This is a genomic window from Lentzea sp. NPDC051213 (assembly GCF_044455585.1).
In the GTDB taxonomy this organism is placed as follows: domain Bacteria; phylum Actinomycetota; class Actinomycetes; order Mycobacteriales; family Pseudonocardiaceae; genus Lentzea.
This window is the reverse complement of record NZ_JBITEX010000012.1, coordinates 125,010-144,156: the sequence shown is the minus strand read 5'-3', so window position 1 is coordinate 144,156 and position 19,147 is coordinate 125,010. Positions and strand designations below refer to the sequence as shown.

Below are 19,147 nucleotides of genomic sequence, written 5' to 3'. Positions count from 1 at the left end.
TTGCGGGTTCCGGCTGCGGGCCTGTGGTGCGGTTGCGTGCGGCTGTTGCGGTTGCGTGCTTCCCTTTCTGGGGCGCTGCCCCAGACCCCGCCAATCTGATCAAGGACCGGCCAGCGCCGTCTGCGGGTTGATGGCACGCCTGTTGCTTACGGCGGCTTGCGGCTGCGTAGGTGGGTTGCGGGGTGTGTGGGGTGGTCCCGTCACGAGTCGCGCTGGAGCGAGCCACACCTGAGGGGATGGGTCAACTCGGACGAAAAGCGTGTCCGAGTTGACCCATCCCCTCAGGCGCGGCGAGTGCACCGGCACGACTCGTGACGGGACCACCCCACCGGATTTGTATGGGAAGGACGCCTCGCCTTCGGCTTCGGCCTTGGCACTCGATCTTGGGTGGTTCACCCGATCGGGAAGGCTGTGACGTGCTGTTTTGTGGTGATCTTGCGATAGGATCGAACATGTGAACGAACCCGACCTAGGTCTTCTCGCTACCGACTCGCTGCTGCGCAGCGTTGTCTCGGAGGTGGCGGAGATTCGGGTTCGGGAGCACGTGATGATGTGTCAGATCGCCGAGTTGGAGCGGCGTGGTGCGGCGGCGGAGTTGGGGTACAAGAACCTGGCTCAGGTGTTGCGGCATGCGGTGCGGTGGGATCTGACGACCGCCAGGCAGTGGTTGGCGCGGGCGTTGTCGTTGACCGGGGAGCTGACGCCGACCGGTGCCCGGCTCGACCCCGCACTCCCGGTCACCGGTGAGGTGGTGGCGGAGGGCGTGTTGTCCGGCGAGCACATCACGGTGGTCGCCGAGGTGATGAAAGTCCTGCCCGCCGAGGCCGAGAAGTCTGTGGTCGAGTACGCGCGTGAGCACGAGCCTGCGGCAGTGCGGTCGTTCGGCAAAGAGTTGGCGTACCGGCTGTTTCAGAATGATCCGGAGCCGCGTGAGCCCGAGGCGAAACGGCCGCACAACGAGTTGCGGACGCGGTGGGCCGGGGATCAGCTGGAGGTGTGGGCGAAGCTGGACGAGGTCGCTGGGGCCAAGTTCGAGGCGATGATCGACCCGCTGGCCAAGCCTCGCCCCGAAACGGCTGACGAAGGTCCTGATCTGCGGTCGCGGCCCGAGCGTGAGGGTGATGCGTTCGCGGAGCTGGTCGACCTGCTGCTGCGCGCCGACCTGCTGCCCGAACACGGCGGCGAGCCGGTCACCCTGACGGTCACGATGGCGTATGAGGATCTGGTTCGTGAGGTGGGTGCGGCGATGCTGGACAGCCGCGAACGGATTCGTGCCGCCGAGGTGCGTCAGCTCGCGTGCAATGCGGGGGTGATTCCGGTGGTGCTGGGTGGGCGGTCGGAGGCGATGGACATCGGCCGCAAGACCCGCACCTTCCCCGCCGCGATCCGTCGCCTGCTGGTCGCCAGAGATCGCGGTTGTGCCTTTCCCGGATGCGGCCGGCCGCCCAGACACTGTGACGCCCACCATGTGCGCAGCTGGGCAGACGGAGGGGACACCTCTGTCGACAACGCCGTGCTGGTTTGCCGCCTGCATCACAGGCTCCTACATCGGAGCGAGTGGGAAGTGACGATGGTGGCAGGGATTCCGATGTTCACCCGGCCCCGGTGGTTGGACCCGGAGCGAAAACCCAGACGCAACCTCCTCCACACCGTCTAGGTCCGACTTCCACCTGTGGGGTGAGTGATCTGCCTGATGCTGCCGTTGATGCCGTCTAGTTCGGCGTCGGTCGCTGATCTCGGGTGTGGAACCGGCAGCCTTGCCCTTCTCCTCGCGCAGGCTGGTCAAGACGTTCGCGGTGTGGATCTCTCCGCACGAATGATCGCGGCTGCCGCTGCGAAAGCCCGAGCCTCCGGTGTGTCAGCCGAGTTCGTGCAGGGCGACGCCGCCCAACCTCCTTTTGAGCCAGCATCTTTCGATGTGGTGCTCGCGCGTCATGTGCTCTGGGCGCTGCCTGATCCTGCTGCCGCGCTAGTGGTGTGGACGAGCCTGCTCAAGCCTGGCGGTCGGCTCGTGCTCATTGAGGGGCGTTGGTCGACGGGCGCAGGGCTCACCGCTGCAGAATGCGAGGCGCTTGTGCTCGCGGTTCGTCAGGAAGCCGTCACGAGACGGCTGGACGATCCTGCGTTGTGGGGAAAGCAGATCGATGACGAGCGCTATCTGTTGGTAAGCCCGAGGTGACGAGCTTCTAGGCGAAGAGGGCCTTCAGCTCGTTGATCAGCTTCGGCGTGGCCTCGGCGAGCGGTTCGCGGACCGGGCCCGCCGGCAGACCGAGCAGGTTGAGCGCGGCCTTCACCGCCACGGCGCCGGGTTCGCGGGTCATGATCGCCGTGAAGACCGGCAACATGGCCTGGTGGCGCCGGAGGGCTTCCTTGTTGTCGCCCTCGTCGTAGGCGTCGAGCATCGCCTTGATCTCGTTGCCGACGACGTGGCCGACGGTGCTGACCGCGCCGACGCCGCCGATCGAGTACAGCGGCAGGATCAGCTCGTCGTTGCCGGAGTAGAAGTCCAGCCCGGTCTCGGCGATCACGCGGGCGGTGGCCAGCAGGTCGACCTTGCAGTCCTTCACGCCGACGATGCGCGGGTGCTCCGACAGTCGCAACAGCGTCTCGGTCTCGATCGCGGTGCCGGTGCGGCCGGGGATGTCGTAGAGCAGCGCGGGCAGGCCGGACGCGTTGGCGATCTTCCGGAAGTGGTTCTCGACGCCCTCCTGCGTGGGCTTGCTGTAGTACGGCGTCACCACGAGGAGGCCGTGCGCGCCGTTCTCCTCGGCCTGGTGCGCGAGCTCGATGGTGTGGCGGGTCGAGTTGGTGCCGACACCCGCGAGCACCTGCGCCCGGTGGCCGACGGCTTCGGTGACAGCCTTGATGAGCTGCGCCTTCTCGGCGTCCGTCGTGGTGGGCGCCTCGCCGGTCGTGCCGTTGACGACCAGCCCGTCCACGCTTTGCTTGTCGACGAGGTGCGCCGCCAGCTCCTGCGCACCCTTGAGATCCAGGTCACCGTCGGGGGTGAACGGGGTGACCATCGCTACCAGCACTCGTCCGAACATGACTCCAGGGTGACTTGAACGTTTGGAAAGTTCCAGTTAGAAGTTCTGCCCGGAACGTTAAGCTGAGCTTTGTGTTGGACGTTCGCCGCCTTCGGTTGCTCCATGCGTTGTCTGTTCACGGCACGGTCACCGCCGCCGCGGAGGCCCTGCACGTGACCTCTCCTGCCGTGTCCCAGCAGCTCGCCGCGCTGGAACGCGAGGCCGGTGTCGCTCTCGTCGAACGGGACGGGCGGCGGCTGGTCCTGACCCGCGCCGGGCACGTGCTGGCGGCGCACACGCAGCTCGTGCTGGATCAGCTCGCGGCTGCGGAGGCCGACCTGGCGTCGCTGCGGACCACTGTGTCGGGTGTGGTGCGGGTCGGGGTGTTCGTGTCGGTCGCGGCCTTGTTGCCGCGGGTCATTCAGGTGCTGCGCGAGAAGCACGGGTCCGATGTGGACCTGTTCGTGCACGAGATGGAACCCGAGGCGTCGTTGCCGGCGTTGCGGCGTGGGGACATCGACATCGCGGTCATCCACTCGTACAACATCATGCCGCGGTCATTGCCACAGTCGTGCGAGTCGCACGAGCTGTTCGTGGAGCCGGTGAATGTGGCGCTGCCGTTGAACGATCCGTTGGTGCAGCAGGATTCTGTGGATCTGGCGCTGTTGGCCGAACGGCCGTGGATCATGCCGCGGACAGATGCGTCCTGCCATGAGCTGACGCAACGGGCGTGTGGTGCTGCTGGGTTCGTGCCTCGCGCACAGGCCTACTGCGACGACTTTGGCGTTATGTGCGGGCTTGTTGAGGCTGGGCTTGGGGTTGCGTTGGTTCCGTCGGCGGCTCGGCGGCCCGGGGTGGCGTTGCGGCCGTTGAAGCAGCAGGTTTTTCGGACTGTTTCAGCGGTTGTGCGGAACCGGGCGGACGGACAACCAGCCGTTCGGGTGGTCTTGGAGCAGCTGCGCCAGATCTAGGCGAAGTGAGAATCTCATTTTCGGGATCACGGCCGTAACGTCTCATTCGTGTCCGAACCCACGTTCCGGCAGAGGCGGCTCGGCCGGGAGCTGCAAGCACTTCGAGAGAAGGCCCGCCTCAGCCAGAAGGAGGTCGGCGACCGGCTGCGCTACAACATCGCGAAGGTCAGCCGCATTGAGAACGGCCAGGTGCCCGACTACACCGCGTTCGAGACGATGCTCGACCTCTACGGCGTCATCGCTGCGGACGCGGGGCAGTACATCGAGATGTGGCAGCTCGCGGTGGAGAAGGCCTGGTGGCATCAGTACCGGGAGGATGGTCGCGGATACTTCGGGCTTGAGCACGACGCGATCAGGGTCCGAAATTTTCACCCGACCCGTATCCCTGGTCTGATTCAGTCCAGGTCGTACATGCATGCTCTGTTCAGCGGTTCACGGACGCCACGGTCGCGGAAGTGGATCGAGCAGCAGGTCGCAATCCGGCTGCGTCGCCAGGAACGGTTGCGAGGCGACAATCCGCTCGAAGTCCATGCGATCATGGCAGAGGCCGTCCTAAGTCATGCGAACCACGAGCAACTGTTGCACATCAACGAAATGGGCGAGCTGCCCAACGTCACCATCCAGGTTGTGCTCGACTCGGCTGGCCCCCACGACGGGCACAACGGCGCTTTCACCCTGCTTGACTTTCCCTACCCTTCTGATCCGCAGGTCCTGTACATCGAGTACACGCGTGGATCGATCCACATCGAGGATCCGGCTTTGGTGAAGGCTGCTAGCCTCGATTTCAAGCACCTCTCGAAGCTGGCGTTGACTCATGAGCGGACCGCCGCGTTGATCGAGAGGCTGGCTGCCGAGAGGTAGGGGTCGAAGTGTCCGCTGTGTGGCGCAAGAGCACTCGTAGCAACAACGGGGACCAAACCGAATGCGTCGAGGTTGCGCTGAACGGCTCCACCGCGCTCGTGCGTGACTCCAAGAACAAGGCCGCAACCGTGAGTGTGTCCGGCTGGGCCGAGTTCCTGGGTGCGATCAAGCGTGGAGATCTAGGCCAGGTCTGAAAGCCACTGCTCGACGCCGGCCACGTGCACCGTCGACCAGCTGCGCGCAAGCTCCGGCTGGTGAGCGGCCAGGGCGTCCACGATCATCCGGTGCTCGGCGACCGTCCGGTCCACCGCGTTGGACTGAGTGATGCCGCGCCAGATCCGCACCCGGACCGTGGGCCCGGCCAGCGTGTCGAGGAGCTGGGCGAGGTAGGCGTTGCCGGAGCACTGCGCGATCGCCCGGTGGAAGTCGAGGTCGTGCTCGACGAGTTCCTCGACGGACTTCGCGGACTCGGCGGCGTCGCAGAGCGCGCGCAGCTTGATGACCTCTTCGGGGTCGATGCGCTGGGCGGCCATCGCGGCGGCGGCGGGTTCCAGGATGCGGCGGACCTGCAGGACTTCGAGTACCGAATCTTCGCCGCGGTGCAGATCGAGGACGAACGAGAGTGCGCCGAGCAGGTCGTCGGCGCGCAGGGACGACACGTAGGTGCCGTCGCCCTGACGCACATCCAGCACTCGAACGAGTGACAGCGCCTTCACGGCCTCGCGCAGCGAGTTGCGCGACAGGCCGAGGCGTTCGGCCAGGTCAGCCTCCCGCGGGAGCCGGTCGCCGGGCTTGAGCTCGCCCGAAACGATCATCTCCTTGACGCGCAGGATCGCATCGTCAGTGACTGCCACGGCACCCTCAACTCGTCGTAGACCTCGGATGTCTGAGGACCAGTATGCGCCACGGTTGACCATCTTCCGCGCATACCGGGACGAACGGTCGTGATTCACCAGTTGGTATGTGAGATGGTTATCTACTAACGAGACGTGACGCGAACCCCTGTTGTCGCCATAATGGTCTGGACCATTCAAGGAGGGATCTTGGACGCCGTTGTCGCAGCACCGCGCGCATTGCTCGGTCGCACGATCGTCGGTCCTGCCTCGGTGCGGATCAGGGATGGCCGCATCGTCGAGGTGACCACCGGTGAAGCACCACCCGGCGCGGAGGTCCTATCCGACGGACTCCTCACACCCGGACTAGTCGACGTCCAGGTGAACGGCGCCGTCGGCGTCGACTTCGCCGAGGTGGACGCCGCCGGCATGCGATCGGTCGCCGAAGCACTGCCGTCCACGGGTGTGACCCGCTTTCTGCCCACGTTGATCACCGCACCGGTCGACGTGGTCATCAGACAGGCCCGGGCGGTGCTGGCGGCTTCGGCCGCCTTGCCGGACGGAGTGGGAGCACGCCCCCTCGGCGTGCACCTCGAGGGCCCCTTTCTGTCGCCGAAGAGGGCCGGGGTGCACGATCCGTCGTTCATGGTCGAGCCTGGGCCGGACCAGATCTCGGCCCTGCTCAACGACGACACGCTTCGTCGCGCACTCCGCATGGTGACGATGGCGCCCGAGCAGCCCGGTGGGCTGGAGGCAGTGCGCCGGCTCGTCGAGGCGGGTGTGCTTGTCGCCGTGGGACATTCCGACGCCACTGGTGAGCAGACTCGCGCTGCCGCCGATGCCGGCGCCCGGATGGTGACGCACCTGTTCAACGCCCAGCGGCCGCTCGGCCATCGGGAGCCTGGCGTTCCCGGGGTGGCGTTGGTGGACGAGCGGTTCACCCTCGGGTTGATCGCGGACCTGGCCCACGTGGGGCCGGACGTGTGCCGGTTGGTGTTCAACGCCGCCGGTGCTCGGGTCGCGCTGGTCACCGATGCTGTTGCGGCGGCTGGAATGCCTCCGGGGCGGTATCACCTGGGTGGAGCGGATGTGTTGCTCACCGAGGAGGGTGTGCCGCGCTCGCCTGAGGGCACCATTGCCGGGTCTGCTCTTACGCTGGACCGGGCTGTTCGGAACATCGTCTCCGTTGGTGTGCCTGTGGCTGATGCGTTGGCGTCGGCGACGATTGTGCCTGCCGAAGTGATTGGTGAGTCCGGGCTTGGCCGGCTTGCGCCCGGTGCTGTCGCGGACCTCGTTTGGTGGGACGACGAGCTGCGGCCCAAGAAGGTTTGGGTCGACGGGCAGGTTGTTTTTGATGCTGCTGTTCCTGCTCGGCCGGTTTCTGCCGGGTATGCCACGGCTGGGCAGTGAGTAGAGGATCTTGTCGGACCCCCTGACCAACGTCGGTTGTTCAGGGGGTCCACTTTTTCGGGGTCCCTAGATTGTCAGGTTGCGTGCCTTTCCCTTAAGTGCACATTTTCGGCGCGAAAGTGCAGTCACGGGACGAGTGGGACCCGGTGTCGACATGGATCAGGGCCGCTCTCCGGTGATGGAGAGCGACCCTGGATCGTGCCTCACCAGCGTGTCAGGGGACGTAGAGCCATTCGACGGTGGTGACCTTGCCGTTCTGGTCGAACGTGATGTCGAAAGCCGCGTTGGCATCCGACGCTGAGCGCTTCTTCAAGTCGTCGACGAGGACCTTCGGGTCGCCCGATTCGCCGTTGAGGAACAGCGCCCGGGACGGGGTGGCCATGGCTACCTCGGTGTAGGGCCCGGGAATGGACACCGTGTCGAAGCTCTCGCCGAGGATGCGCTTCTTCGCCGGTCGCACCTTCAGGAACACGGTGTTGCCGCGCACGGCACCGGACTCGACCTGCATGAACTCGGTCTTGTTCTTCCACGACGGGGGCTTGACAGCCGGCGGTGGGGGCTTGGGCGCGTTCGTGCCCGGCTCCATGACGAAGAGCCATTCGACGGTGGTGACCTTGCCGTTCTGGTCGAACGTGATGTCGAAAGCCGCGTTGGCATCCGACGCTGAGCGCTTCTTCAAGGTGTCGACGAAGACCTCGGGGTCGCCCGATTCGCCGTTGAGGAGCAGCGCCCGGGACGGGTTGGCCATGGCTACCTCGGTGTAGGGGCCGGGAATGGCCACCGTGTCGAAGCTCTCGCCGAGGATCTCCTTCTTGGCCGGTCGCACCTTCAGGAACACGGTGTCGCCGCGAACGGCACCGGACTCGATCTGCATGAACTCGGTCGTGTTCTTCCACGAGTCCGCGCTGGTCGCAGAGGCGGAAGTATCGGCTTTCGCGCCCTCTTGTGACGTCCCCGCTTGCGCAAGCGTGACGCCTCCCGCGATTACGCCAGCGACCACTACCGCGCTCGCAACTCCCACAACAATCTTTCCCATGACGCCCCCGAACTCATCGACCAGTACCTGTTCAGAGCTAAGGACGGACGACCCCCACAGCTGGTTGCGGCGGCCCCCGAAAAAAGCTTTTGCAGGTCGTGCCGTAGGCGTGGATGTATGGGAGAACGTGAAATTTGTTGTGAAGAAACGAAGAAGGGCCCCGCTCGCCTGAGCGGGGCCCTTCTTCGCATGAGGAACTACAGCGTGCGGGTGACCTTGTTCAGGCCACGCGGGCTGTCCGGGTCCCCGCCGCGCGCCAGCGCCAGGCCGTGGGCCAGACGCTGCACCGGCAGGATCTCCAGCACCGGGGCGACCTCCTCGGCCGTCTCCGGGATGCCGATCGACAACGTCGCGCCCATCTTCTCGGCGGCCGAACCGACGGCGACGACGTCCGCGCCGCGCTGGTGGACCACGTCCAGGGCGTCGCGCAGCGAGTCGCCGCCCTTGCCCAGGGACGTGATGGCCAGCACTGCGGTCTCGCCGTCCACGGCCGCGACCGGGCCGTGCAGCAGGTCCGCGCCGCTGTAGGCGCGGGCTGCCAGGTAGGACGTCTCCGCCAGCTTCAGCGAGGCTTCCAGGGCCGTGGCGTAGGAGTAGCCGCGGCCGGTCGTGAGGACCCGGTCCACGAACCGGTAGCGGCGCACGGCCTCGTCGACCGTGGGCGTGCTGGCGTCCAGCGTCACCTGGGCCAGGTCGCCCAGGGAGGCCGCCGCCTCGCCATCGCCGCCGCGTACGGCGTCGATCAGGAGGTACAGGGCCAGCAGCGTGGCCGAGTACGTCTTCGTGGCCGCCACCGCGTGCTCGACGCCCGCGGACACGTCCACCGACAGCTCGGCGGCCGCGTTCAGGGGAGAGGAGGCGGTGTTGGTCACGGCCACGGTCAGGGCGCCGCGGCGGCGGGCCGAGGCGGTGACTTCCAGCAGGTCGGGGGAGCCGCCGGACTGCGAGACGGTGATCAGCAGCACGTCGCGCAGGTCGGGCTCCGCGCCGTACAGCGTCGTGGTCGAGGCGGAGACCAGGCCGGCGGGCAGCTGCAGGAGGATCTCGGTCAGGTACTTCGCGTAGATCGCCGCGTGGTCGCTGGAGCCGCGGGCCGCGAACAGCACGAAGCGCGGTGCGCGCTCGCGGATCACGGCCGCTACCTCGGCGATCGTCGAACGCGACGCGTACAGCGACGAGAAGATCGACGGTTGCTCGGCGATCTCCGCCGCCATGTGCCGGCCTGGCTGGGGCGTGGTCATGTGGTGCCTTTCAGGATCAGCTCGGCCGCGGCTCGGAGGCTCACCCGAGAACCGCCGTGGGTGTCGATGCGGGCGACGCTGCCCAGGTCAGGACCCGGCACGCCGGTTTCGACGTGTACCACGTCCAGGCCCAGATTAGTTAAGTTTGTTACCAGTTGTCGAGCGGCGGTGTGGCGGTGCGCGTCGCGCGTCACCACCACAATCGTGCGGTCGCCGGCGGCTTTCGCAACTTCGTCCGCGGTGACGTCACGTGCGGCGATCACCTCTGCGTCCGGCAGCACCTCGCGCAGGTAGGGGCCGAGGCCCCACGGGACGTCGCCGACCGCGATCGACGGGTCCACCACCAGGTCGACGACCACTGGTGCCGTACCGACACTAACCCGGCCGCGTGCTGAAACAGCACGTCGAGCGGCCGTGAGACCGATCTCAGCGTCGTGCGCGTCGATCGACGACGGCGGGAGGCCCAGGGCGAGTGCCCTCGTGGCCGCCTGCGTGAGCCGTTCCTCCGAGAGGTCGCCGGCCTTCACGGCGGCGACGATCGACTCGATCAACCACTGCAGGTCGTCGTCGTCCAGCGCGATGCCGCCGAGGCACAGCGCGTCGACACCGGCGGCCAGCGCGCGGACGGCACCGACGGCCAGGTCGCCGCCGACGGCCTTCATGTCCAGGCCGTCGGTGATCACCGCACCGGTGAAGCCCAGTTCCTCGCGCAGCAGCGAGATCGCGTGCTTGTTCAACGTCACCGGCGCGGTGCCCCACTCGGGCACGACGAGGTGGCCGGTCATGATCGACCGCACCCCCGCGTTCACCGCCGCCTGGAACGGCACCAGTTCGACCGCGCGCAACTGCTCCTCGGTGCGCGGGAGCACCGGCAGCTGCTCGTGAGAGTCCTCAGTGGACGCCCCGTGGCCCGGGAAGTGCTTGGCGCACGCGGCAACGCCGACGGCCTGGAGTCCCTCGACCCACGCGGCGACGTGCCGCGCGGCCAGCACCGGGTCCGAGCCGAACGCGCGCACGCCGATGATCGGGTCGTCGAGCGTGAGCACCAGGTCCGCGGACGGGGCCAGGTTGAGCGAGATCCCGCACTTGGCCAGCCGCGAACCGATGGACGCGGCCACCGAGCGGGTCAGGTCGAGATCGTCGGCGGCGCCCAGCGCGTGGTTGCCCGGCACCTCGGAGCCGCGGCCCGCGTCGAGCCGCGTGACGTCGCCGCCCTCCTCGTCGATGCCGATCACCACGTCCGGGCGCACCGAACGCAGCTCGCTGCACAGCTTGGTCACCTGAGCGTCGTCGACGACGTTGCGGCCGAAGAGGACCACACCGCCGAGACCGTCAGAGACCCGCCGCAGCAACCAGTCGGGGGCGGTCGTTCCGTGAAAGCCAGGTAGCAGAACGGCAGCGGCCAACTGATCCACTTGTCATCCCTTCACCGCACCGGCGGTGACGCCGGCGACCATCTTGCGTTGCACGATCAGGAAGAACACCAGCGCGGGCACCGTGAAGAGCACCGAGGCGGCCATCGCGCCGCCCCAGTCGGTGCCGAACGCGGTCTGGAAACCCGACAGCCACACCGGGAGCGTCTCCAGGTCCTGGCTGCGGATCAGCACCTTGGCGAAGAGGAACTCGTTCCACGCCGTGATGAACGCGAACACCGACGTCGCGACGAGACCGGGACCCAGCAGTGGCAGCGTCACCTTCTGGAACGCACCCCACCGCCCGCAGCCGTCGACCATCGCGGCTTCCTCGAGTTCGATCGGGATGCCGTTGACGAACCCGCGCAACGTCCACGCGCAGAACGGCAGCGTCACCGCGAAGTACACGAGGATCAGCGACGAGAGGTGTTCGTAGAGCTGGAGGTCCCGCATCATCAGGAACATCGGGATCAGCAACGCCTCGAACGGCGCCATCTGCGCGATCAGCATCAGCAGCACGAAGCTCTTGCGGCCGCGGAACGCGAAGCGCGACATGGCGACGGCGGCGGTGATGCCGATGATGATCGCGGCGAGTACCGCGGTCAGCGTCACCAGCAGGCTGTTGCCGAGTGACGAGAGGAAGCCCGGCTTCGTCCACGCCGTGATGAAGTTCGAGAACGTCACGGAGAACGGGATGAGGTCGTAGTCCGACGTCAGCGACGCGCCCTTGGGCTTGAGCGCCGACGTGATCATCCAGTACGTCGGGAAGAGGAAGAACAGCGCGAGCAGGACGCCCGCGGTGTTCGCGGCGGTCTTCTTCACAGCTTGCCCTCCTCGGTCTGCAGCAGCTTGCGCAGGTACTGGAACGTGATCAGGCCGAGGATGACCATCATCAGCACGCTGATCGCCGCCGCGACGCCGAAGTGGCTCTTCGCGATCCCTTCCAGGTACTGGAGAACGGGCAGCGTCGTGCTCTCACCGCTCGGACCGCCCTCGCGGAACACCCAGATCTGGGCGAAGACCTTGAAGTCCCACAGCGTCGACAGGAACGTCACCATCATCAGCAGCGACCGGATCTCCGGCCACGTGACCGCGCGGAACGTCTGCCAGCCCGTCGCGCCGTCGATGCCCGCGGCTTCGTAGAGATCACGCGGGATGCCGACGAGCCCGGCGTAGAGGGAGAAGGCGAGGAACGGGATCGCCTGCCAGATGATCAGCAGGCCGACGACGGACAGCGTCGACGTGCCGGACGAGAACCACGAATAGCCCGCATATGAATCAAAACCCAGTTGCACCAAGGTTTTGTTCAAGATGCCGTAGTTCTGGTCGAAGATCCACTGGTAGACGGTCGTGGACGCGAGGATCGGCATCGCCCACGCGCACAGCATCGCGACCTGCAACGCGATCCGCACCCACGGGGTGAGCACGCGCATCAGCAGTGCGATCAGCAGACCCGCGCCCACCGAGGCGACGACGACGGCGACGGTGAACACGATCGTGCGGACCGTGACGTCCCAGAACCGCGAGTCCTGCAGGACCGTCACGTAGTTGTCGATACCGGTCCACACGATCTCGCCGCGGACCAGTTCACCGAGGTTGAGCTCGCGGAAGCTCGTCACGAAGACCGAGACGACCGGGAAACCGATCAGCCAGAGGATCGCGATGAGCGCCGGAGCCAGCAGCAGGTAGGGCAGCGCCCGATCGAAGGCGCCGCCCCGGCGGCGGCGCTTGCGCGCCCCACCCGTAACGGCAGGCGGCAGCGCCGGCGGGGTGTTACCCCCGGCCGGCGCTGCCGTTTCGGTCGTCTTGACGGCCGTCATCTCAGCTGGGCTAGCCCATGGCCTTGGTGATGGCGTCGCTCGCGTCCTTCGTCGCCTGGTCCAGAGGCTTGGCCCCGGACAGGTACGCCGTCAGCGCGTCCTTCAGCGGGTTCTGGCCCGCCTCGACGGCCGCCCACTTCGGCGTCACCGGGGTGACCTTGCCGTTCTGGGACGAGGTCGCCATGGCCTTGCCGAGCGGGGTGGTGGCGAGCTTCGCGGTGTCCTTCGAGGTACCGGGAACCGAGCCGCCCTCGGCGAGCTGCTCCTGGTACTTCTTGGACGACAGCAGCGCGAGGTACTTCTTGGCCGCGGCCGAGTTCTTGCTGGCCGTCGGGATCGCGAGGTTCGAGCCGCCGAGGAACACCGGCGCGGAAGAGCCGGCCTTCTTGGACGGGATCGGGAACGCCGCGGTCTTGTCCTTCAGGTCCGGCTTCGCCTTGACGGCACCGGCGAGCTCCCACGGCAGACCGATCATCATGCCGACGTTGCCCGTGCCGAAGACCTCCATCTGCTGGGGCTTCGCCTCGTCGGTGTCAGCCGGGGCCTTCTTGGCGGCCGACGCGTCGTAGAGCGACTTGTACGCCTCGAAGCCGGCCTTGGCCTGCGGGGTGTCGAGCGCGCCGGTCCACTTGCCGCCGTCCTGCTTGGCGACGTCGCCGCCCTCGTCCCAGAGCAGCGACAGCAGGAAGTACCAGGACTGACCAGGCAGGTACAGGGCCTGGAACTCCGGGTTGGACGCGTTCGCGGCCTTGAGCTTGTTGATCGCGTCGATCCACTCGGCACGGGAGGTCGGCGGGTTCGCGATGCCGGCCGCCTGGAACAGGTCCGTGCGGTAGATGACGGTGCGGTTCGCGGCGTAGAACGGCACGCCGTACTGCTTGCCGTTCAGCGTCAGCGAGTCCTTGAGGCCACCCAGCCACTCGCCACCGTTGAACTGACCCGCGTCAGCCGTGACGTCGGCGAGCGTGCCCTGGTCGGCGAAGCTCGCCGTCTGGGTGTTGCCGAGCTCGATCACATCCGGGGGCGTGCTGCTGGCCAGCGCCGTGGTCAGCTTCTCCTGGATGCCGGTCCACTTCTGGACCTCGTACTTGACCTTGATCCCGTTCGCCGACTCGAACTCCTTGTTCAAGGCGTCGGTCAGGGTCGTCGGCGCGGAGCCGTCCATGAGCCACACGGTGATCTCTTTGGTCTCCGTGGTGCTACCGCTGTTCGTGCTCGTGCCACATCCCGACACGGCCACTGCCAGTGCGGCGGCACCAGCAGCGAGTCCTCTCCAGCCCTTCACAGTCGCGCCCTTTCAGCAAGCCCGGCCCCTCGGCCGGAACGCCCAAGTGGTGTAGACCAATGCGGAACAGCGTGTGCTGCGTCACCGAGTCTGTCAAGCGCGTTGCCAAAGCGTTGCGGAGTCCTCCGATCATTTTTGTGTCGATTGGCGGGGGTTCGGACGCACGAAACGACACGGACAAGGCATCCTTGTGTGGCGTGACATGGAGTGCGAGGAGGAGGCCATGCTGGAGACGACGCCTGCATCAGGCGTGGACGCCAGGACGCGTGCGCAACGCGAGCCGAAGTATTGGGGTCTCAAGCGGCACCTGCTCGACCTGTTGAGGGCGCTGCCGCCCGGTTCACCGATCCCAACGGAACGGTCGCTCGCGGCGGAGTTCGACGTCTCCAGGACCACCGTGCGCCAGGCGCTTGCCGAGCTGACGGTGGAAGGCAGGCTGCTCCGTGTGCAGGGCAAGGGCACCTTTGCGGCCGAACCGAAGGTCGCCCAGAGGTTGCAGCTGTCTTCGTACACAGAGGACATGCGGGCCCAGGGCCGCGTGCCGTCGTCGAAGCTGATCGAGGCCTCGGAGATGCCGGCCGAGGCCGAGCTCGCCCGCCTGCTCGGCGTGCGGCCCGGTGCGAAGGTGCTGCGGTTGCACCGCCTGCGCCTGGCCGACAACGAGCCGATGGCCATCGAGACCACGCACCTCGCGCTGGGCCGGTTCCGCGGGCTGCGCCGCTACCTGGCGCCCGGCGCCTCGCTCTACCAGGTGCTGTCCGAGCGGTTCGGCGTCGAGATGGGACACGCCGAGGAGACGATCGAGACCGCGCTGGCCTCGCCGGAGGAGGCCGAGCTGCTCGGCGCGGACATCGGCCTGCCGATGCTGCTGCTGTCGCGGCACTCGTACGACACCGAGGGCAGTCCGATCGAGTGGGTCCGATCGGTCTACCGGGGTGATCGCTACAAGTTCGTCGCCACGCTGAACCGACCGTCTTGATCGCCTGGGGCACGCCGCGTGCCCGCCTGGTGCTGACCACGACGATCCTCGGTTCGGGCATGGCGATGCTCGACGGCACGATCGTCAACGTCGCGCTGCCCAGGATCGGTGCCGAGTTCAGCGCCTCGGTCACCGACCTGCAGTGGATCCTGAACGGGTACCTGCTGGCGCTGGCCTCGCTGATCCTGATCGCCGGCTCGCTCGGTGACCGGTTCGGGCGGCGCAAGGTCTACGTGATCGGCATCGTGTGGTTCGGCGTCGCATCGCTGCTGTGCGGCGCCGCGTGGAACGTGCCGGTGCTGGTGGCCGCCCGCGTGCTGCAGGGCGTCGGGGCGGCGTTGCTGACGCCGGGTGCGCTGGCGATCCTGCAGTCGTCGTTCAACCGGGAGGACCGATCGCGGGCGATCGGGGCCTGGTCCGGGCTGTCCGGTGTGGCGACGGCCGTCGGCCCGCTGGTCGGCGGCCTGCTGGTCCAGGCGTGGTCGTGGCGGCTGGCGTTCCTGGTGAACCTGCCGGTGGCCGTCGTCTGCGTGTGGCTTGCCCTTCGTTACGTGCCGGAGTCGCGCGACGAGACCGCCGGCCACCCGAACTACCTGTCCGCGCTGGTCGGGGCGCTGGGCCTCGCATTGTTGACAGGTGGGATTGTTGAACAATCCTACGTTGTGACAATCCTCGGATTGCTCGCGATGGTCGCGTTCAGCGTGCTGCAGAAACGGTCCAGCGATCCGCTGGTCCCTGTAGAATTGTTCAACAATAGAACGTTCCTGCTGTCGAACGTTCTGACGTTCCTGGTGTACGCGGCCCTCGGCGGCGTGATGGTGCTGCTGGTCCTGCAGTTGCAGATCTCGCTGAACTACTCGCCGACGGCGTCGGGTCTGGCCAGCCTGCCGATCACGATCATCATGCTGCTGGCTTCCGCGACGTCGGGCAAGCTCGCCCAGCGCTACGGCCCCCGCCTCCAGCTGATCATCGGCCCGATCCTGGTCGGCGTCGGCATGCTGCTGCTCCGCAACACCGTGCCGGGCGCGTCGTACGTCTTCGGTGTGCTGCCCGGCGTCGTGGTGTTCGGCATCGGCCTGGCCGTCGTGGTCGCCCCGGTGACCGCGACCGTGCTGGCCTCCGCGCCCGACCACCACGCGGGCGTCGCGTCCGGCGTGAACAACGCCGTCGCCCGCACCGGCAGCCTGCTCGCCATGGCCGTGCTGCCCGCCGCTGTCGGCCTGACGGGCGCCGACTACGCGGACCCGGTCGTCATGACCGCCGGTTGGGAGATGGCCCTCGTCCTGTGCGCGGCTGCCGCGATCATCGGCGGCCTGCTCGCGTTCGGAGTGGACAACCGGGTGCTCTCGACCGAGCACGATCAGCCGGACAACCCACACCCCGGCGACTGTCTGCACTGCGGCGTCGAAGGCCCGCCGACCCACATCAGGTCAAGCCAGAAGGTCAGCCAGTAGCGCGGGGTCGATGTTGCCGCCGGAGACGACGGCGACGCTGCTCCCGATCTTGGCCTGGGCCGCCACCGCGACGGCTCCACTGGGTTCGGCGATCAGTCGCGTTCGCCGGGCCAGGCCGGCCACCGCGGTCAGGATCTCGTCCTCGGTCACCGTGACCACGTCGTCCACGAGCTTGCTGATGTGCGCCCACGTCAGCTCGGACGGTTCGTCGCGCAACGCGTCGGCGACCGTCTTCGCCCGCTCAGCCGGGTCCCAGCGGACCAGCGCACCCGCCCGCAGGGAATCCGCGATGTCGGCGGCCAGCGCGGGCTCGGCGCCGATCACGCGGACGTCCGGCCGCAGCGCCTTGATCGCCGTCGCCACACCGGAGATCAACCCGCCGCCGGACATCGGCACGACGACGGTGGTGACCTCAGGCAGGTCCTCCAGGATCTCCAGCCCGATGGTGCCCTGGCCGGCGATCACGTCCGGGTGGTCGAACGGCGGGATCAGCGCGGCGCCGCGTTCGGCGACGAGCGCCTCCGCCCGCTGCACGCGTTCGGTGATGCCGACGATGAAGACCTCGGCGCCCAGCGCCTTCGTGGCCTCGATCTTGACCGCCGGGGTGTTCGACGGCATCACGATCGCCGCGGGCACCCCGTGCAGACGGGCCGCGAACGCCACCGCCTGGGCGTGGTTGCCACTGGAGTAGGCGACGACGCCGTTCGAGCGGTTTTCCAGGCGCGCCAACGCGTTCAGCGCGCCGCGGAGCTTGAACGCACCGATCGGCTGGAGGTTCTCCGGCTTGAGCCAGCCATCGCCGAACGGCAGCAGCGGCGTGCGCACCACGTGCGGCGCGATCACGGTGGCTGCCGCGCGGATGTCGTCGAGCGAGATCATCCGTTGATCAGCTCGGCGAACAGCTTGGGCTCGATGTTGCCGCCGGACACCACGGCGACGGCCGGACCGGAGGGCAGCGTGCGGTTCAGGTACGCGGCAACGGGAACCGCGCCACTGGTCTCGGACACGACCCGCGTGCGCCGGGCGATTTGTCCTACCGCGTCCCGGATTTCGGCCTCGGTCACGGTCACGATGTCGTCGACGTACTCGCTGATGTGCGCCCACGTCAGCTCGGACGGCTCGGCGCGCAGGCCGTCGGCGATCGTGCGGGCGCGGTCGTGCGCGTCCCAGCGAACCAGCGACCCGGCGGCGAACGAGGCGGCGGTGTCACCGGCCAGCTCCGGCTCGACGCCGATCACGCGGACGTTGGGGCGCAAGGACTTCACCGCCGTCGCGACCCCCGAGATCAACCCGCCGCCGCTCACCGGGACGAGGATCGTCGCCACGTCCGGGAGGTCCGCGCAGATCTCCAGGCCGATGGTGCCCTGGCCGGCGATCACGTCCGGGTGGTCGAACGGCGGGATCAGCGTCGCGCCGCGCTCCTCGACCAGTTCGGCGGCGCGCGACTCGCGTTCGGTGATGCCGACGACGAACACCTCGGCGCCGTGCGACCGCGTCGCGTCGATCTTCAGCTGCGGGGTGTTCTCCGGCACGACGATCGCCGCCGGCATGCCGAGAAGCTTGGCGGCATAGGCGACCGCTTGCGCGTGGTTACCACTCGAATACGCCACGACACCGCGCGCCCGGTTCTCGGAAGGTATGCGGGACAAGGCGTTCACCGCGCCGCGCTGCTTGAAAGCTCCGATCGGTTGCAGCGACTCCGGCTTGATCCGCAAGCCGGAATCGAAGGACAGCAACGGGGTGTGCACGACGTGCTGGGCGATCGCGGCGGCTGCCGCGTGGATGTCCTCGAGAGTCACCAGGCGCATATGTCGATGATGCACGTCACCGGGGCACAACCGGTGAACTGTGCCCGACGTCCTACAAGTGTCATGTCTGAGAAGGAGAAAATCACCCCCGTCAAGCTCATCGCGAGTGTGCTCGCCGCCACCACCGCGGCCGTGCTGAGCCTTCGCCTCAATGTCGCCGGCACCATCATCGGCGCGATCCTCGCGAGCGTGGTGACCACAGTGGGCGCCGTGTTCTACCAACGGTCGATGGAACGCGAAAAGCGTTGGCAGGTAATCGCCGTCGGCGGACTGCTCGCCTTCGTGCTGACCGTCATCACCGTCACGAGCGTCCAGTTGGTGACCGGCACACCCGTTGGCGCGGATCCCGGAAAACCTGCCACGTCAACGCAAACCGAAACCCACACCGAGACCACGAAGACCGAGACGAAGACCGTGACGGTCCCGCCGAGCACGTCCGGTCAGTCGCCCACCGAAAGCACCACGCCGACCGGACCGACCACCACGACGACAGGTTCTCAACAGCCGACCGACAGCTCGCCGCCCCCGTCAACTGTCGACCCCATTCGGTGATCACGTCACTACTTTGAGCGATAGTTAACTGTCAATTGCTACGCAGCGCAGTTGATCTGTCGTGAGCTGTGACACACTTCGTCCACAGTTCGAGTGGCGCGTCATAGATAACAGGCCCATAAAGTCACTCGAATGGGCGACACATTCGGTCCGAAAGAGACCGTGAGGAGGCGCGATGAGGCTCGTGGCCAGACCACTTGAGCGCAGCGCCTTCGCGAGACGGACGAAGTTGGGAGGGGTGGGGCGACCCCTGCCGCCGCCCCACCACCCGTCCCCCTAAGGCCCCCGAGAGAGGTCCCTGCAACCGGTCTCTCGGGTTCCCCTGCACCCGAAAGTGAGGGAGACGTCTGATGAACCGCACGAGTGCGGCCCGCATCGCCGGTGCCGTGGTTCTCGCCACCGGAGTCGTGACTGCTCTCAGCGTACCGGCGTTTGGCGCGCCTGCCGCACCAGTCGCCC

At 67.3% G+C, this 19,147-nt stretch carries 19 protein-coding genes; 9 read left to right on the top strand and 10 right to left on the bottom strand.

Features of this window, described 5'->3' with window-relative positions; genetic code table 11:
• Window positions 1-454: 454 nt before the first annotated feature.
• Together ACIA8G_RS40645 and ACIA8G_RS40640 are read left to right on the top strand one after the other, a co-directional pair.
• Window positions 455-1,657, top strand: coding sequence for a DUF222 domain-containing protein (locus tag ACIA8G_RS40645; protein WP_396424125.1), 1,203 nt, complete (start codon window positions 455-457; stop codon window positions 1,655-1,657).
• Window positions 1,658-1,681: 24 nt separating this feature from the next.
• Window positions 1,682-2,179, top strand: coding sequence for a class I SAM-dependent methyltransferase (locus ACIA8G_RS40640; RefSeq protein ID WP_396424124.1), 498 nt, complete (start codon window positions 1,682-1,684; stop codon window positions 2,177-2,179).
• A 7-nt stretch (window positions 2,180-2,186) separates the two neighbouring features.
• Here ACIA8G_RS40640 and dapA read toward each other — a convergent pair whose 3' ends face one another.
• Window positions 2,187-3,047, bottom strand: a complete 861-nt coding sequence (gene dapA / locus ACIA8G_RS40635; RefSeq protein WP_396424123.1) for a 4-hydroxy-tetrahydrodipicolinate synthase — start codon at window positions 3,045-3,047, stop codon at window positions 2,187-2,189.
• A 71-nt stretch (window positions 3,048-3,118) separates the two neighbouring features.
• Here dapA and ACIA8G_RS40630 point away from each other — a divergent pair, with 71 nt between their 5' ends.
• The 3 genes from ACIA8G_RS40630 to ACIA8G_RS40620 are packed head-to-tail and all read left to right on the top strand — an operon-like array spanning window position 3,119 to window position 5,052.
• The gene (locus tag ACIA8G_RS40630) at window positions 3,119-3,997 is read left to right on the top strand and encodes a LysR family transcriptional regulator (protein WP_396424122.1); all 879 of its coding nucleotides are present in this window, start codon (window positions 3,119-3,121) and stop codon (window positions 3,995-3,997) included.
• Between the two features lie 48 nt (window positions 3,998-4,045).
• Window positions 4,046-4,858, top strand: coding sequence for a helix-turn-helix domain-containing protein (locus tag ACIA8G_RS40625; RefSeq protein WP_396424121.1), 813 nt, complete (start codon window positions 4,046-4,048; stop codon window positions 4,856-4,858).
• Between the two features lie 8 nt (window positions 4,859-4,866).
• Window positions 4,867-5,052 carry a DUF397 domain-containing protein gene (locus tag ACIA8G_RS40620; protein ID WP_396424120.1) on the top strand — a complete coding sequence of 62 codons (186 nt, stop codon included), beginning with the start codon at window positions 4,867-4,869 and terminating at the stop codon, window positions 5,050-5,052.
• Here ACIA8G_RS40620 and ACIA8G_RS40615 read toward each other — a convergent pair.
• Complete coding sequence (locus ACIA8G_RS40615) at window positions 5,038-5,712, bottom strand: FadR/GntR family transcriptional regulator (RefSeq protein ID WP_396424119.1); 675 nt, start codon at window positions 5,710-5,712, stop codon at window positions 5,038-5,040. The two genes, ACIA8G_RS40620 and ACIA8G_RS40615, sit on opposite strands and share 15 nt — an antisense overlap.
• 189 nt (window positions 5,713-5,901) lie before the next feature.
• On the opposite strand from ACIA8G_RS40615, the gene nagA reads away from it, so the two are divergent.
• The gene (gene nagA, locus ACIA8G_RS40610; protein ID WP_396424118.1) at window positions 5,902-7,101 is read left to right on the top strand and encodes an N-acetylglucosamine-6-phosphate deacetylase; all 1,200 of its coding nucleotides are present in this window, start codon (window positions 5,902-5,904) and stop codon (window positions 7,099-7,101) included.
• 214 nt (window positions 7,102-7,315) lie between these two features.
• Here nagA and ACIA8G_RS40605 read toward each other — a convergent pair whose 3' ends face one another.
• The 6 genes from ACIA8G_RS40605 to ACIA8G_RS40580 all read right to left on the bottom strand — a co-directional run bounded on the left by ACIA8G_RS40605 (window position 7,316) and on the right by ACIA8G_RS40580 (window position 13,895).
• Complete coding sequence (locus tag ACIA8G_RS40605) at window positions 7,316-7,975, bottom strand: hypothetical protein (RefSeq protein WP_396424117.1); 660 nt, start codon at window positions 7,973-7,975, stop codon at window positions 7,316-7,318.
• A gap of 359 nt (window positions 7,976-8,334) precedes the next feature.
• Entirely contained in the window at window positions 8,335-9,378 is a 1,044-nt protein-coding gene (locus ACIA8G_RS40600; RefSeq protein ID WP_396424116.1) for an SIS domain-containing protein, read from the bottom strand.
• The gene (locus tag ACIA8G_RS40595) at window positions 9,375-10,793 is read right to left on the bottom strand and encodes a glycoside hydrolase family 3 protein (RefSeq protein WP_396424115.1); all 1,419 of its coding nucleotides are present in this window, start codon (window positions 10,791-10,793) and stop codon (window positions 9,375-9,377) included. Before ACIA8G_RS40595 ends, ACIA8G_RS40600 begins: the two co-directional genes overlap by 4 nt.
• A gap of 3 nt (window positions 10,794-10,796) precedes the next feature.
• Entirely contained in the window at window positions 10,797-11,612 is an 816-nt protein-coding gene (locus ACIA8G_RS40590; protein WP_396424114.1) for a carbohydrate ABC transporter permease, read from the bottom strand.
• Window positions 11,609-12,610, bottom strand: a complete 1,002-nt coding sequence (locus ACIA8G_RS40585) for a carbohydrate ABC transporter permease (RefSeq protein ID WP_396424113.1) — start codon at window positions 12,608-12,610, stop codon at window positions 11,609-11,611. Before ACIA8G_RS40585 ends, ACIA8G_RS40590 begins: the two co-directional genes overlap by 4 nt.
• A 10-nt stretch (window positions 12,611-12,620) precedes the next feature.
• On the bottom strand, window positions 12,621-13,895 hold the full coding sequence (locus tag ACIA8G_RS40580) for a sugar ABC transporter substrate-binding protein (RefSeq protein WP_396424112.1): 1,275 nt from the start codon (window positions 13,893-13,895) through the stop codon (window positions 12,621-12,623).
• 223 nt (window positions 13,896-14,118) lie between these two features.
• Here ACIA8G_RS40580 and ACIA8G_RS40575 point away from each other — a divergent pair, with 223 nt between their 5' ends.
• Together ACIA8G_RS40575 and ACIA8G_RS40570 are read left to right on the top strand one after the other, a co-directional pair.
• Window positions 14,119-14,874 carry a GntR family transcriptional regulator gene (locus ACIA8G_RS40575; RefSeq protein WP_396424111.1) on the top strand — a complete coding sequence of 252 codons (756 nt, stop codon included), beginning with the start codon at window positions 14,119-14,121 and terminating at the stop codon, window positions 14,872-14,874.
• On the top strand, window positions 14,871-16,328 hold the full coding sequence (locus ACIA8G_RS40570; protein WP_396424110.1) for an MFS transporter: 1,458 nt from the start codon (window positions 14,871-14,873) through the stop codon (window positions 16,326-16,328). The genes ACIA8G_RS40575 and ACIA8G_RS40570 overlap by 4 nt, the downstream gene beginning before the upstream one ends.
• Here the strand turns inward: ACIA8G_RS40570 and ACIA8G_RS40565 are convergent.
• Window positions 16,305-17,207 (bottom strand): threonine/serine dehydratase, encoded by a 903-nt coding sequence (locus tag ACIA8G_RS40565; protein WP_396424109.1) that lies wholly within the window; start codon window positions 17,205-17,207, stop codon window positions 16,305-16,307. The genes ACIA8G_RS40570 and ACIA8G_RS40565 overlap by 24 nt on opposite strands.
• Window positions 17,204-18,136, bottom strand: coding sequence for a threonine/serine dehydratase (locus ACIA8G_RS40560; RefSeq protein ID WP_396424108.1), 933 nt, complete (start codon window positions 18,134-18,136; stop codon window positions 17,204-17,206). Before ACIA8G_RS40560 ends, ACIA8G_RS40565 begins: the two co-directional genes overlap by 4 nt.
• Here ACIA8G_RS40560 and ACIA8G_RS40555 point away from each other — a divergent pair.
• Window positions 18,107-18,688, top strand: coding sequence for a hypothetical protein (locus ACIA8G_RS40555; protein ID WP_396424107.1), 582 nt, complete (start codon window positions 18,107-18,109; stop codon window positions 18,686-18,688). The genes ACIA8G_RS40560 and ACIA8G_RS40555 overlap by 30 nt on opposite strands.
• Window positions 18,689-19,147: the final 459 nt, after the last annotated feature.